The organism is Megasphaera massiliensis (assembly GCF_000455225.1).
GTDB lineage: Bacteria > Bacillota > Negativicutes > Veillonellales > Megasphaeraceae > Megasphaera > Megasphaera massiliensis.
This window is the reverse complement of sequence record NZ_HF954558.1, coordinates 154,989-172,107: the sequence shown is the minus strand read 5'-3', so window position 1 is coordinate 172,107 and position 17,119 is coordinate 154,989. Positions and strand designations below refer to the sequence as shown.

Below are 17,119 nucleotides of genomic sequence, written 5' to 3'. Positions count from 1 at the left end.
TTAAATTATAAAAAATATGAAATAGTCAATATCGATTTGTAATAGAAAATTAGTATTTGTTTTATTGACAAAATTTAAAGCAATCTATAAAATTATGACCATAAAAGTCTAGATTGATAATGACTTGTTTTAACTGGAGTACATTTGTCAAATTGAGGTAATGCTGCGGTAAAAACAGGCTGTGGAGGGGATATGCGATAGGGCGGCCTATTTGTTGAATGATGTGTCAAAATAAAGAAATGCCGTTAAAGACTAAAAGAGGTCTTCAGATTTCCGTTGTAATATTGTGTCTGTTTCTTATCGTTGTGTCGTTTAATTATCCATTCTATTGGGGGAAATGAATATGAACAAAATTTACAAAGTCGTTTGGAGCAAAGTAAAGAACTGCTACGTCGTAGTTTCTGAAATCGCCAAGAGCCACAGCAAGCCCGTGTCGAGTGGCTCGCGTCAATACGTTTCGGCAGCAGCCGTCTTAGCTGCTTTTGCCGTGTTGTCTGTTGCGAATATTGCCTCGGTTCAAGCTGTAGACGTTAAATTAGGTGATAATGCAGGGACTAGTAACTATGCTAACCAAGTAGGCAGCATTGCCATTGGTAATAATTCCTATGTTGAAAATATGGCCGGTACGCAGGAAAACCTGTTTTCTTTCGGCCAGACTGATCAGAGCCAGTGGGCAGCCGGCATTGCCATCGGTCAAAATGCCTATGCACGTAGTGGTAGTGTAATGCTTGGTGATCACAAATACATAGGGGCTTTAGGTGATACAACGGTTGAAGGTACAAGCTATAATAATGTAAAGAGTAAAGGGGTAAATATTTATTCTACTACCGTTGGTGCGAATAGCTATAATCAAGGGGCATTCTCTACGGTTAATGGAGCATTCTCTATTATTTCCGGTAGATATAACGGTGGTTTTTTAACTTCAGGTTATGCAGGACAAAACTTTGGTGCTGTTATAAATGGTTCTTTAAATAGTATTGAGTCTGCTACTTCTTCAAGTCGATATTCTGGCATCGCTAATAGCGTTGTAGGTACAGCGAACAGAACATTCAATTCGAATGGCTCCTTAATTTTTGGTGCCGGCAATGAAATTACCAACTCCATTACGTCTATCTCTGCACCGTCAAGCGGTGGTGCATCAGCAAAAGAGCTTCAGACTAATTTGATGACCAGCATTAAGAACTCTCAAAGCGGTGGTGCAACCCTCGCTATCGGCGGCGGCAATACGGCTGACTACACTCAGAAGACTTCCATTATCGGTGTAAACAATACCGTTAAAGGTACGAGCAGCAACATCAGCCAGTACAACTCCGTAACCGGCTTTAACAACACGGCTACCAATGTAGACAACACCATCGTTGTTGGTACGAACAGAACTGTATCTGACTTGGCCAATACCGTTGTTATCGGTACCGCAGATTCCGCTACGGAAACGACCGTTAGTAACGCAGTTGCCATCGGCAGCAATGCTAACGCAACCGTTGACGGAGGTGTCGCTTTAGGTTCCGGTTCTGTAGCCAGCGTAGCCTCTGGGGTTGCCGGCTATGACCCGAACACGAAAGAGGCTTCCACGACTGATTCCGCAACTTGGAAATCTACCTTAGCCGCTGTTTCTGTCGGCGTTCCGACCGATGGCGGCGCAGCTACGGCAACTCGCCAGATTACGGGCGTTGCTGCCGGTATGCAGGATACGGATGCTGTAAACGTCGCCCAGCTCAGAGCATCTAAAGTAACTTTAACACCCGGTGAAAATGTTACCATTGATTCCGTAACAAACGCTGATGGGACTACTTATACCATTAAATCTACCGATACCAATACGACCTTGGCCAGCGGTACCGTTTCCTATACCGATGGTGACGGAACTTTGGTTTTGACCGATTCGGCAGGTAATAACGTTACTGTAAGCGGCCTTAAAAACACTTACGTCACCAGTGCAGCCTTGAGCGGCAATACTTTGACCCTCACCCGTAATGACGGCGGCACGGTTACCGTCGATGGTATCGCATCTTCGGCAGATATTACCTCTTTGACGAATACGGTAAATGCCAATAAAACGCACTTCTACAGCGTTAATTCTACGGATACAACCGCAGGGAACTATAACAATAACGGTGCAACCGGGACGAATGCGTTGGCTGCCGGTATAGCGGCCAGTGCTCAGACAAACAATTCCGTTGCTGTTGGTACCAATGCTCGTGTTCTGGGGAATGGCGGTAACAGAGACACCGGTACCGGCAGTATTGCTATCGGTGAAAACGCACTCGTTACTACTAATGGCCTTAACTTAACAAGTATTGCTATGGGTAAAGGTGCTACTGTATTGAATGGTAGCGGTAAACAGGATAAAGCCTTAAGCTTCACACCGGATAACTACGCATCCGGCAGCGATCTTCCAATTGATCCGGATAAATCTCCTGGTGGTATCGCTATCGGTGCGAATGCGTATGCTCGTACAGGTAGTGTACAGATTGGGTCTCACACCATGAAGGGCTACACCATGGGCGGTTCTGAAATCAACGACCAGTCCCAGGCCAACTTGGTAGGCATGACGACCATCGGCTCCAACTCCTACAATAAAGGTGCCTTGGGCAGCATGCTCGGTGCTTATTCCGTAATGACCGGTAACTTCACCGGTGCCGGCGGTTTTAACAGCCTTCTTTATGGTTCTCAAAACTTCGGTGCCAACGTAGTCGGTTCCTTGAACAGCATTCGCTCTGCCGGTTACAGTGGTTCCAGCGGTATTGCGAACAGCATTGTCGGTGTAGCCAACATTGCTGAAAATGCTAACGGTGCACTCATTTACGGTGCCGGCAATAAAATTACGAACTCTGTACAATCCATTAGCGGTATCGATACCTTGACCAGCACGTTAACGGTTGATGAAATGGCTGATGCATTACGTAAGGGGATTCAAAGCTCCGGTGGCGGTGGATCCACCTTGGCTGTCGGCGGCGGCAACACGGCCGACTATACCCAGAATACGGCGATTATCGGTGTGAATAACACGGTTACCGGTACAAGCTCCGATATTGCTCAGTATAACTCTATTACGGGCTATAACAATACAGCTACTAACGTAGACAATGTAACCATCACCGGTATCAACAATACGGTAAGTGATACTAAGACGGCCGTTGTAATCGGTGATAACCGTACCTTGACCGGCGTTAATAACAATGTCATCATCGGTTCTTCCGATGCAGGTACTACGACAACGGTTAATAATGCAGTAGCTGTCGGTCGAAATACGAATGTATCCTATGACGGCGGCGTAGCCCTCGGTGCGAACTCGCTGGCTACGGTAGATAAAGGGGCTATCGGTTATGATCCGTTGGGTGAAATTACCGATACGGACAGCATTGGCGCACTTAACAAAACACAATATGATGCGCTTAAATCCTCTATCGCAACGAGCAACGATACGGTAAATAGCTTGACTTCGGACATTGCAGATTTGAAACAGCAGCAAAGTCAGTATAGCAGATGGTCTAATGAATATTTTGACCTTCAAGACCAGATTGATGCCAAACAAACTGAATTGACTGCGGCTCAAAATTCCTTAAATGCTGACCAAACTGAAATGAATAAGTTAGTTTCCACTTGGCAGGCAACGGGCGCTGCTGTATCCGTAGGTGACAGTGCAACCGGCTTAACCCGTCAGATTACTAACGTAGCAGCCGGTACGAATGACACCGATGCCGTAAACGTAGCTCAGCTTAAACAGGTTGCAGCTGCTGCAGAAGATGCCGGTAAGACAACCTTGAACTTCACCGGCGACGACACTTCCGCTACGATTGCACGCGGCAATGGCCAGACACTGAACATTACCGGTGGGGCCACTGAGTTTACGACGGCAGACAACATCGGCGTCGTAAAAGACGGCGATAATGCCTTGAAAGTGAAGTTGGCCAAAGACCTCACCATGGCTGACGGCAGTATTGCCTTCGATAACAATGTTAAATTGTCCTCCGCAGGCTTAAGCAACGGCGGTCAGAAGATCACCAACGTCGCAGCCGGTGAAGCTGATACCGATGCTGTCAATGTATCGCAGCTCAAGGGCAGCACGATTAAATCTGGTGCTGCTACCTACGCTGACAACGGTACGGGCTCCATGACCTTAACCATGGAAAATGGCGACACGGTCACGGTCAATGGCCTGCAGGATAAATACATTAGCGGTGCTTCCCTTGCAAATAATACCTTAACCATCACCCGTAACGACGGAACAAACTTCACGGTTGATAAAATTGCCACAACCGACGATATTTCGAATCAAGTCGGTGACGTAGCTCTGAACTTTGCCGGTGACGATGCTACGGCTAAGGTTACGACGAAAAATAAAGGCACCCTCAACATTACCGGCGGTGCTGCCAGCGACAACTTGACCGACGACAACATCGGCGTTGTAAAATCTGCTGATGACACCTTACAGGTTAAATTGTCGAAAGACTTGAACGACCTGAATAGCGTACGTGTAGGTGGGGCTAAAGAAGGCGAAGGCATCTACATCGCTAACCAGACTGTAACTAATACAAATAAGGGCTCTGAAACAGGTAATTACATTACCGGTTTAACTAACCTTACTTGGGACCCAGCTACTAACGGTTACGTAAGCGGCCGGGCAGCGACGGAAGATCAGTTGAAATCCGTTTACGATAACATTAACTCCAATGTGACGGCCAACAAGGTAGTTGCCGGTAAGAACATCAGCGTTGAAGTAAATGCAGATGGCACCGGTACAAAGGTATCCTTGGAAAATAACATCACCTTGGGCTCCGATACGGATGCAGCAAAACAGGTCAACATCAACGGTGACGCTGCAACGGTTACGGCCGGTGACGGTGCTAATAAAGTCGTCGTTGACGGCACGAACGGTCAGGTCACGATTGGCGATGCAGCCAATGGCGGCATTGTCATGGGCAACCAATCGAATGTTACCGGCACGAAGGCTGACGGCACTACGGATTCCCAGAACGGTCAGTTCCTCACCGGCCTCGACAACACGAAATGGGATCCTGCAAACCAGGGTATCGTTGAAAACCGTGCAGCAACCGAAGGTCAGTTGAAAGATGTAACGGACAGCATTTCCAAGCAGATCAGTGACATCGATACGGCCGTTAAATCCTCCAGCCGCGTCTTTGAAAGCGACAGCGGTGCGGATAATCAGGTAACCCGTAAAAATACGGATGCCATGAAGCTCAAAGGCGGCGCTGACAGCAACAACCTCTCCGATAACAACATCGGCGTCGTAAATAACAGCGACGGCAGCGGTTTTGACATCAAGTTGTCGAAAGACATCAAGGGCCTCAACAGTATTGAGGTGAACAATGTTGAAGTAAACAATAAGATTACCGTCGGCACCGGAGACAATCAGACGATCATCGAGGGCAACACGGTCAATACCGGATCGGTTACGACGGGCAACACGACCATCAACAATGACGGTCTCAAGATTGTAAACGAAGATTCGTCGAAGAACATCACCGTCCAGAACAACAACGTCAGCATGGGCGGCAATCGAATTCAAAATGTCGGCGATGCTACGGAATCGACGGACGCCATTAACAAAGGCCAGTTCGACCGCGCCCTCAATAACATCGGCACGGGAATGAATGAAATGAACAACCGTATCGGCAACCTCGACCGTCGTGTCGATCGCGTCGGTGCCGGTGCCGCCGCCCTGGCAGCTCTCCATCCGCTGGAATTCAGCCCGGAAGCGAAATGGGACATCTCGGCCGGAGTCGGTAACTACCGCGGCGCTAACGCCGTTGCCATCGGGGCCTTCTATCGTCCCAATGTCAACACCTTGGTCAGCATCGGTTCCTCCTACGGCGGTGGTGAAAACATGATCAACGCCGGCGTAACCTTCCGAATCGGCGATGGAGAAACGATCAACTACCCGTCCAAGAAAGTTATGGCACAAAAGATCACGGATTTGGAATCGGTTGTATCCCAACAGAACGATAAACTTGAAGCACAAAGTGAACAACTTAATGCGCAAAATAAAAAGATTGAAGAATTAATGGCGGCTGTTGCAGCGTTAACGAAATAAGTCGTCTGAAAATCTTCAATGGTGTAAATATGCCGAGCGAGGCTCCTCTCTTATGGGGAGCCTCGTTTTTTGTTTGTTAAATAAATAAAACTTAATGGACTAAATCCCCAAGTTATAACTGTATTGCAATGTACAATTCGTTTTTGGATATAAATTATCTGAAATGGATTATTGACAAATTCTGTCAAGTTAGTGTAAAATCAAGAAAACTAAGGGATACAAGTTCTTAACTATTTAGAAAATTCGATTAGATAAACAATTAAGAAATATATAAATTTAAATTATTTTTATAAGGGGAAACTAAATATGAACAAACAATATAAGGTCATTTGGAGTAAAGTAAAAAACAGCTATGTCGTCGTCTCGGAATTAGCGAAGAGAAGCGGCAAGGCTGTATCGATAAAATCTCAGCCCGCCCAGACGTTAGCTGCCGTTCTTACGGTTCTGGCTCTTTCCATGGGCGTAACCGGTTTGGCCAGTGCAGCGGCTAATACGGAAGGTACCGGCGCCGGCGTGGCTGTTGGTACTTCTTCTGAAGCTACTACATATATGGCTGCAGCTATCGGTAACTCGGCGAAAGCAACCGGTTCAGCTTCCACGGCACTTGGTTACAACACTACAGCGTCCGGCAACAATACTGTCGCTATCGGTAGCAGTGCCGCTGCATCTAACACTTCGGCGATAAGCATTGGTAATAGATCTAAATCATCCGGGGCTAGTAGTGTAGCTATTGGACCGAGCGCTGAAGCATCATCGAGATACAGTACCGCCCTTGGCGCATCTGCGTCCGCAACTGCTGATTACAGCTTGGCTTCCGGCTACCAGGCAAACGCATCCGGTAATTATGGCGTTGCTTCCGGTTATCAAGCGCAAGCAACCAATTACTATACGACAGCTGTCGGTTACCAATCCAAAGCGACCAGCTCCAGTGCTTCTGCATATGGTAACGGTGCTACGGCTTCCGGTGCGTACTCTGCAGCTTTGGGTTATAACTCCGCTGCAGCCGGTAATTCTGCTATCGCTATCGGTAACGCTGCGAACGTTGCTTCCACGGCTGCCAATTCCGTCGCTATCGGTAAAAGTGCGTCCGCTGCATCCGGCAACTCCGTTGCTTTAGGTCAAAATTCCTTAGCAGACACGACCGGCGTAGCGACGACCGGCTACTTGACTAACGAAGCCTTCTCGGCCAGCAATGGTGTCGTATCCGTAGGCAATGCTTCTTATACTGATGCCAGCGGTAAGACGGTAGCTGAAAACCGCCGCCGTATTACAAACGTTGCAGCCGGTGCTGACGATTACGATGCGGTAAACGTGGCTCAGCTTAAAGCGTTGGAAAGCAATGTAAACTCCGATATTAGCAATGTAAATTCCAACATTAGCACTATAAACTCTAATATTAGCACTTTAAACTCCAGTCTTAGCACTTTGAGCGATACTGTTGATGCTAATAAAATCTCTTATGTTTCCGTGAATTCTACATTAACTGGTAATAAAAATAATGACGGTGCTACGGGAACTAATGCTGTAGCGATTGGTGGCGCTTCTAAAGCTGCCGGTAATTTAGCTACTGCTTTGGGTGCTTACACGACTGCCAGTGGTGAACGTGCGGTAGCCCTTGGTAATCAGGCGACTTCTACCGGTTCGGGCTCGATTGCTATCGGCAACCGTTCTTCTTCTTCCGGTGCGACTTCTATTGCCATCGGTTCGACGTCTACGGCTGCCAATGGTGGTGTAGCCCTCGGTATTTCTTCTAAAGCAACCGCTTCTTCCTCTATGGCATTAGGTCAAAACTCTTCTGCTACTGAGTATCTCTCTATGGCTCTTGGTAATTTTGCTACTGCCTCTGCCAGAAACGCCATTGCTATGGGTTATTTGGCCAAAGCGAATAACACCAGCTCCACGGCTATCGGTAACCGTGCCGAAACAAATGGTATTTACTCCTTAGCCTTTGGTGACCGTGCCTATGTAGGTGCAGAATCTTCCGGTGACGGCACGAGCTCTGACGTTTCCGTTCCGAACGAACGTAAAAACACAGTTAGTGAAGAACGTTTAATTAATCCGTTAGAATCTGATAAGTATAGCTTCTCCATGGCTATGGGTACCGATGCCAAAGCCTATGGCTATCAGAATACGGCCATTGGCGGCGGTGCCGAAGCATATGATACCAATACCTTGGCAGTAGGCTTTACGGCTCGTGCAAAAGGTCATTTATCCAGTGCCATCGGCAGCCAGGCTTCTACTAACGGTAAATATGCCACGGCCTTAGGTTTCTACTCTAATGCATCGGCTGAATCTGCCAGCGCTTTGGGCGACCAGACGACGGCTAACATTGCCGGCGGTGTAGCTCTCGGCAGCAAGTCCAAAACTAACGTAGACTCCGGTGTCATCGGCTATGATCCGAGCGGCACGATTACGTCTCAGGCCGATATCTTGGGCAGCAACCAGGCAACGTATACCCAGCTTCAGTCCGATATCGCTACGGCTCAGTCTAAAGTAGACTCCTTGTCCAGCGACGTCGTTGCTTTGCAGACGGCTAAGAACACTGCTACCGGTGATGACCTTACGTCTATCAATTCTCAGATTACGGCCAAAGAAGAAGAACTTGCTACGGCTCGTACTGAATTGGCCAGCCTTCAGACTCAGTCCAACCAGCTTGTTTCCACTTGGCAGTCCACCGGAGCTGCTGTATCCGTCGGTAACAGCGAAACGGGCCTTACCCGTCAGATTACCAACGTCGCAGCCGGTACTTTGGATACGGATGCTGTCAACGTAGCACAGCTTAAAGCCTTGTCTACTAAATTGAGTGATGATGTAACGGCAATTACGTTGACCTCCGGTAAAAACATTACTGTAGGTGACGACAATAAGATTAACTTAAACGATACCTTTACGGTAAGCAGCGCTACAGATACAACGCAGCAGGTAAAGGTTGATGGCACGACTTCGACCATCACAGCAGGTACTGATGCCAACGCAGTAATGGTAAACGGTGGTAACGCAACGGTTACAGCCGGAACTGGTGCTAATCAGGTAACGGTCGACGGCTCTAATGGCCAGGTCGTCATTGGCGATGCAGCGAACGGCGGTATCGTAATGGGCAACCAGAGTGTTACAACAACTAATGGTTCCACTGAAAGCGGTCAGTATATCACCGGCCTCGATAACACGACGTGGGACCCGAACAACTACGTAGCTGATCGTGCTGCAACGGAAGGTCAGTTGGCCCAGATTGCAGGAAATATCAGCGATATCAACACCAGCATCGGTGAAATCAACAATGCAAAACGTACCTTCGTCAGCGATACGGGTGAACAAATTTCGCTCGGTAAAGATGATACCTTGAACCTCAAGGGCGGTGCTGATACCAGCTCCTTGACCGACGGCAATATCGGTGTTGTAAATAACGAAGCCGGCAACGGTTTTGACATTAAATTGTCGTCCAAGCTCTCCGGCCTTGACAGTGTAGAAACGAAGTCTCTGACCGCCAGCGATAAGATTACCGTTGGTTCCGGCGATACGACGACGTCCATTACCGGTGACACAGTAACGACTTCCTCTGTCGTAACGGGCAACACGACCATCAATAACAGCGGCCTTACCATTGCCAACAGCAGCGATTCGTCCAAATCCATTGCCGTTACGTCGGACAACGTCAGCATGGGCGGCAACCAGATCCATAACGTAGCTGCCGGTACAGCCGCAACGGACGCCGTAAACGTCAGCCAGTTGAACAACGTCGTTACCAATATCGGCAACGGCATGGGTGAAATGAGCAATCGCATTAATCGACTCGACGATCGTGTCGACCGCGTCGGTGCCGGTGCAGCCGCCTTGGCAGCCCTCCACCCCTTGGATTTCGATCCCGATTCCCGTTGGGAAGTAGCAGCCGGTGTCGGTAACTACCGCGGTGCCAGCGCTGTTGCAGTCGGTGCCTTCTATCGCCCCAACAACGATACCATGTTCAGCATCGGGTCGTCCTACGGCGGCGGTGAAAACATGGTCAACGCCGGCGTAACCTGGAGAATCGGTGAAGGCTCGAGCAACACCTACTCGTCCAAGAAAGCCATGGCTAACGAAATTGACAGCTTGAAATCTGTCGTATCTCAGCAGAATGACAAACTCGAAGCACAGAACCAGAAGATTGAAGAATTGATGGCAGCTGTTGCTGAGTTAACCAAAAATAAATAAGTGTTCATGTCCATCGAAAGATGGCCTCCGAAGCACCGGGAATCTCGTATAATATGGGGTTCCCGGTGTTTTTTTGTTTTATCTATAAGACTGAATTGCTTTGAAAAATATTCCTTTCATGATAAGAATAGATGAATGCTTATATTCAATAATAATATCGACAATTAATTGACAATTATTATGCGGATATATAAAATAAAAATTGAAAGAATGCACTAACAAATAGTTTTAATTTAAATCTAACTGTAATATTTATAGCAAATTCGGGAGGATTGAACATGAATAAACAGTATAAAGTTATTTGGAGTAAAGTAAGGCATTGTTATGTCGTCGTGTCAGAGCTGGCAAAGCGCAGCGGAAAGACAAAATCTGTCAAATCTATGTCCTGTCAAAAAATGGCTGTGACACTTACAGTCTTGGCCCTTTCACTGGGGATGACTGGTATCGCCGGAGCGGCCAATAATACGGAGGGTACTGGTAGCGGCGTCGCTGTGGGCTCCGGCTCTTCGGCTTCCAATGCCAGCGGTGTTGCTATAGGGGCGGGTGCTACCGTCAATACTACTAACTGAGTTGCTCTTGGTGCCGGTTCTGTAGCCAATGTTAATTCTAATTTAATAGGTTATCTTCCAAACGCTATGAATTTTGGTCGAGATGAAATTTTTTCACCTGCATGGCGGTCATCTTTAGGGGCTGTATCCGTAGGTGTTCAATCTGCTGGTAGCGCTGCTACAGTGACTCGGCAAATCGTCGGTGTCGCTGCGGGTACACAGGATACGGATGCAGTAAACGTTGCACAATTAAAGAAATTAGATACGAAGGTTGAAAAACACAGAGTTCATTATTTTGCCGTATCGACTACTGATACAGATAATGACGGCAATACTAATGCTTTGGGCACTGATTCTATGGCTATCGGTCCGAGTGCCAGAGCAAACCTTAATAGGTCGTTAGCCATCGGTAAGTCGGCAGGGGCTTATGTTGATGGCGGCATTGCCTTGGGCTCCGACTCATACAATATTGTAACGTCCGGTATGCGTGGTTATATCCCTACATCGGTATCGTTAACCGAAGAGGAACAAACAACGCCGACTTGGCGCGCTACTTTGGGAGCCTTAGCCATCGGTGTTTCGGCAGTGGATTCTACCGGTGCGGTTACAACGGCTACTCAAACTCGTCAAATTGTCGGTGTAGCTGCCGGCACTCAGGATACGGATGCCGTCAACGTAGCACAGTTAAAAGCCTTGGGCTCGACTGTTGATGCTAATAAGATTTCTTTTGTGTCGATAAATGAAAAATCCCGCGGTGATAATGACAATAAAGATAATGACGGTGCCACCGGTGACGATGCTATAGCAATCGGTGTTTTTGCCTCGGCAACGGCTCCTAACGCCACGGCTATGGGGCAAAAAGCTAAAGCGACTAATTATAATTCCATTGCCTTGGGTGATTTTGCCAATGCATCCGGTATAGGTTCTACGGCTGTGGGGGATTATGCTATAGCTTCAAGTCATTCAACCGTAGCTGTAGGCAGTGATGCTAATGCAACAGGACTGGAATCGATTGCTATAGGTCATACAGCAAAAGGTACAGGCTATCAGGCGACAGCTGTGGGGAGTGAAGCTGCAGCATCCGGTATTGATTCCTTGGCGGCTGGCTTTGGTTCTAGTGCTAAGGGGCAGTTTGGCAGTGCATTTGGTAGTGCAGCGACGACGGATGGCGATTTTGCCACGGCCGCCGGTTATGGGGCCAAGGCAACTGCTAACTCGTCAACGGCATTGGGTGAAAATGCTACGGCCAATATTGCAGGCGGTGTAGCTCTCGGCAGCTATTCTAAGACAAATGTAAATTCCGGTGTATTGGGCTACGATCCAAGCGATAAGATTACAACACAAGAAATCTTACTTGGCGATAATAAAGATACCTATGATAATTTACAGACTGAAATCACTACTGCCCAGACTAATGTATCATCATTAGCTCAGCAAATTCTTGATTTACAAACTGAATACGATACAGCTGACGATGCACGCCGCGCTGAAATTGTTAATGAAATAAAATCACTTAATAAACAATTTTTGGCAGCACGTGCCGATTTACAAGACAAAGTATCAGCAGCCAATAAGCTCGTATCCACCTGGCAGGCAACCGGTGCCGCTGTTTCTGTCGGTGACAGTGAAACAGGTTTAACTCGTCAGATTACTAATGTAGCGGCCGGGACTGAAGACACGGATGCTGTCAATGTGGCACAGCTTAGTGCGTTAAACGACAAGGTAGATGAAGGGTGGACGCTTGCAGTAGCTAGAGGTTCAGATTCAAAAACAGAAAATGATGCCACTGTCGAAGGCGATTCTAAACAGATAAATGTTGGCGATACGGTTACGTTGCAGGCTGGAAGAGGCATTAAACTAAAACAAGATGAAGCCGCTGTACAAATCGGGCTTAAGTACCTCGATGTGGAACCAAAAGGAGATACTTATAATGATGCTGCAGCGAGCGGCGAAGGAGCCCTTGCTATTGGCCAGAATAGTGTGGCATCGGGGCAACAGGGAACGGCCGTAGGCTATGCTGCTCAGGCGACCGGAAAGTCTTCTTTTGCCGGTGGTACTAACGCGATAGCCGGCGGCGGTAATTCCATTGCTATCGGTACGAATGCGATAACCAGCGTTCAAGAATCCATTGCTATCGGTAAAGGAAAAGGTAATGATACCGACGGATATAAGAAGGTCGATAGTGGGTTTAGTGTGGCTATCGGTTCCAGTGCTGTTGTAGGAGAAAATTCTGCAAGTTCAGTTGCACTTGGCGGTAGTTCTCAAGTAACAAATTCAAGTAGTGCTACTGCACTTGGTGGCAAAGCCAAGGTGACTGACTCGGTAAATGGCACGGCTATAGGGGCTTCTGCTGCAGTAAGTGGTTCGAGAAATGGCACAGCTATAGGCAAGAATGCTAAAGTCGAGAATGCGGAAGATGCTGTTGCCTTAGGCTCTCAATCTGTCGCGAACAGAGCTAAAGGAACAGTAGGATACGATGTTACCGGAACAGATCACAGTAATGATGCTACCGGTACTTGGAAATCTGTGCTAGGAGCAGTATCTGTTGGTAAGACTGATAATACTCGCCAAATTACCAATGTTGCAGCCGGCAGCGAAGATTCGGATGCCGTTAATGTCGCCCAGCTCAAAGCGGCCGGTACAGCTGGTCTCAACTTCAAAGGTGATGGCGATACCGTTGTTCATCGTGATTTAGGTGCAACGCTGAATGTTGTCGGTGGCAATACCGATGCAACTGCTTTGACCGAAGGTAATATTGGTGTTGTAGCTGATTCTGATGCGGGCACACTCTCAGTTAAATTAGCTAAAAATCTTGCCTTGGGCGACGGCAGCATTACCTTTGCGCCTACGGGAGCGAAGGACGCCGACGGCAATACCTTGGTTCAAGGTCAGGACGGTAAGTGGTATTCGGATCTGACCGATGCAACCTATGATGCGACGAATAATGTCTACACCAAAGCAGACGGTACGACCGTAAGTGCCGTAGAAAATCCTGTCGTTTCGTCCGTTAAGTTAACCAATACCGGTCTCGACAATGGTGGTAATAAGATTACTAACGTAGCCGCCGGTACGGTAGATACAGACATCGTCAACTTGGGTCAGCTCAAAGGCAGCCAGATTAAAGCCAGCGACGTAACCTATGCGGATAACGGTTCGGGCACCATTACCTTGACCATGCAGGACGACAGTAAAGTTACGATTGACAGCCTGAAGGATATATACGTTAAAGAAGGGAAACTTGAAAACAACACGTTGACGTTTACCCGTAACGACAATACGTCCTTCGAAGTGGGCGACATTGCCTCGAAGACAGACATGGATTCTGCCGTAAGCAATGCCAACCTGAAGTTCACCGGCGATAATACCGCAGAAGCGGCTACCCTCACTAAGAAAAACGGGGAAACCCTCAACATCCTTGGCGGTGCTACTGAATTTACGACGGCCAATAACATCGGTGTCGTAGCTGATACTGATAAGGGTACACTCAACGTTAAATTGGCTAAGAATGTTTCTATGGGTGATGGCAGTATTACCTTTGCGCCTAATGCAAAAGATGCTGAAGGCAATGCCTTGGTACAAGGTCAAGACGGCAAATGGTATTCCGATTTAACTGATGCTACCTACGATGCAACGAATAATGTTTACACTAAAGCCGACGGTACTACTGTAAGTGCTGTAGAGAATCCTGTAGTTTCAGCGGTAACTTTGACTAATACAGGTCTCGATAATGGTGGTAACAAGATTACTAACGTAGCTGCCGGTACGGAAGATACAGACATTGTAAACTTGAAACAACTCAAGGGCAGTACGATTAAGTCCAGCGAATTGAAATACACTGATGCCGGTGTGGGTACTATGACTTTGACCATGCAGGATGGCAGTAAATTTGAGATTGGTGGCTTGCAGGATAAATACATTAAAGATGCCAGCCTTGATGGGAATAAGCTGACCATTACTCGTAATGACGATAAAAAATTTGAAGTTGATAACATTGCCACTACCGCTGATATCATAGGTGAAAACAGTAAAGTAAACCTGAAATTCACCGGCGATGATACGTCTGAAAGTGCTACAATCACCAAGAAAAATGCTGAAACACTTACTATTTATGGTGGTGTAGCGGCAACAGATGCTGACGGCAACAGCTTGTTGTCTGACGTTAACAACGTGGGTGTTGTAAAGACCGACGACGGCTTACAGATTAAGCTTGCTAAAGATTTATCCGGCATCGATTCTGCTCGTATCGGTGGTACGGTTGCAGATGGTGCAGCTACCGGTGGCATTTACATTGCCAACCAGTCCGTTACTTACAATGGCAGTGCCAAGAAGACCGAAAGCGGTTTATACATTACCGGGTTGGCCAACACAAAATGGAATCCGACTACGGATGGTATCGTAAGTGGCCGAGCTGCTACAGAAGATCAGTTGAAAGCAGCTTATGATGGCCTTTCGACAACTATTACAGCTAACAAGATTGTAGCCGGGGATAATATTACCGTAACACCGCTCGAAGATGGTTCTGGTACAAAAGTTTCCTTGAGTGATAATTTAGCTTTTGGAGACAAAAACGGTAAGAACATCGCCATTAATGGCAAGGATGGCATCATCAGTGCTGGCGATGGCAAAGACAATCAAGTTGTCGTTGACGGAGCTAATTCAACGGTAACCGCTGGTACTGGTGCTAATCAAGTCACTGTTGACGGGACAAAGGCAGGCATCACGGCCGGCAAAGGTGCAAACCAAGTAGCTATCGACGGCACCAAGGGCCAAGTGACTATTGGTGAAGCCGGTAAAGGCCTTGTCATGGGTAACCAAGACGTGGCTGTTAAGAATGCTGACGGCACGGACAAGGCTGATGAAAATGGTAATGCCGTAAAAGATTCGGGCAAGTACATCACCGGCCTCGACAACACGACTTGGAAGCCGGAAGAAAATGGTTACGTTCCGAATCGTGCCGCTACAGAAGGTCAGTTGAAGGATGTTGTTGGTCAGGTTGATACCAAAATCGACGGCATCAATAAAGATATTGAAACTATCAACAATGCTAAACGTGGTTTTAACAGTGATACCGGTGAAAAAATCGAACGCGGTAAAGACGACGTCTTGGATATTAAAGGTGGTGCTAAAGGCGAATTGTCTGAAGGCAACATCGGCGTTGTCAATAATACAGGCGCCACTGGTTTTGATGTTAAACTGGCAAAAGACCTCAAGGGCCTCAACTCGGTTACGTCGAATACGGTGACGACAAAGGAACTGACGGTTTCGGAAAAAGCCAACATCGGCAACGTTTCCATCAGCAATGACAACGTCACCATCGGAACCGGCGACAGCAAGACCGTCATCACCAATGAATCTGTTACGACCGGTTCAGTCACGACGGGCAACACGACGATCAACAATGACGGCCTTACGGTTAAAAATGAAGATTCGTTGAAGAACATCACCGTCCAAAACAACAACGTCAGTATGGGCGGCAACGTCGTTCACAATGTCGCCGATGGCGTGGAAGCAACGGACGCCATCAATAAGGGACAGTTCGATAGAACCGTCAATGCCATCGGTACGGGCATGAACCAGATGAGTAATCGCATCAGCAAGTTGGATACTCGCGTCGATCGCGTCGGTGCCGGTGCCGCAGCCTTGGCAGCTCTCCATCCCTTGGAATACAACGCGGATGAAAAGTGGGAAATTTCGGCCGGTGTCGGTAATTATCGCGGTGCCAACGCCGTAGCTGTCGGTGCCTTCTATCGGCCCAATGGCAACACCTTGGTCAGCCTCGGTACTTCTTATGGCGGCGGTGAAAACATGGTCAACGCCGGTGTTACCTGGAGAGTTGGCGAAGGAGAAACGGGTAACTACTCGTCGAAACAAGCCATGGCCCAGGAAATCAGCAGCTTAAAATCGGTCGTATCCGATCAGAGCAGTCAGCTCCAAGCTCAGAACAGCAAGATTGAAGCACAGAGCCAGCAACTGGAAGAACAAAACAAGAAGATCGAACAGTTGATGCAGGCCATTGCTGAATTGAAAAAATAAAATAGCAAAGTCTATCGAAGGATGGACGTAGACACGAAAGGCTCTCTTGCATAAAGAGGGCCTTTCGTTTTCCATGGAAACACTTCGATTTGTTGCGGTTAAATCGTAAATAATTGGTAAAATAATAGTCTAAATTTCAAGTATAACGTTTTTATGCTGTTATATCTAAGTAACTTCATTGACAAAAAAATGAACAATATATAGAATGATAACATAAGGATATATGTTATTCGTTATCTGCAACAATTGGACTATATAAGTTCAGTTAGCTGACGAATGCGATAAATCGGATTTT

Annotated in this window: 4 protein-coding genes; all 4 read left to right on the top strand. The window is 47.4% G+C overall.

All coding sequences use genetic code 11. The features are described 5' to 3' along the window. The first annotated feature begins 343 nt into the window (after positions 1-343). Positions 344-6,055: an ESPR-type extended signal peptide-containing protein gene (locus TX77_RS11500; RefSeq protein WP_044505219.1), complete on the top strand. Its 5,712-nt coding sequence runs from the start codon at positions 344-346 to the stop codon at positions 6,053-6,055. Between the two features lie 306 nt (positions 6,056-6,361). After that, positions 6,362-10,243: an ESPR-type extended signal peptide-containing protein gene (locus tag TX77_RS11495; protein ID WP_044505218.1), complete on the top strand. Its 3,882-nt coding sequence runs from the start codon at positions 6,362-6,364 to the stop codon at positions 10,241-10,243. A 278-nt stretch (positions 10,244-10,521) separates the two neighbouring features. Further along, entirely contained in the window at positions 10,522-10,812 is a 291-nt protein-coding gene (locus TX77_RS11490; protein ID WP_044505217.1) for an ESPR domain-containing protein, read from the top strand. 162 nt (positions 10,813-10,974) lie between these two features. Then, the gene (locus TX77_RS13915; protein ID WP_044505216.1) at positions 10,975-16,824 is read left to right on the top strand and encodes a YadA-like family protein; all 5,850 of its coding nucleotides are present in this window, start codon (positions 10,975-10,977) and stop codon (positions 16,822-16,824) included. Positions 16,825-17,119: the final 295 nt, after the last annotated feature.

Coding starts and splice junctions, on each gene's coding strand:
- TX77_RS11500 (WP_044505219.1), top strand. CDS start 344: ATGAACAAAATTTACAAAGTCGTTTGGAGCAAAGTAAAGAACTGCTAC.
- TX77_RS11495 (WP_044505218.1), top strand. CDS start 6,362: ATGAACAAACAATATAAGGTCATTTGGAGTAAAGTAAAAAACAGCTAT.
- TX77_RS11490 (WP_044505217.1), top strand. CDS start 10,522: ATGAATAAACAGTATAAAGTTATTTGGAGTAAAGTAAGGCATTGTTAT.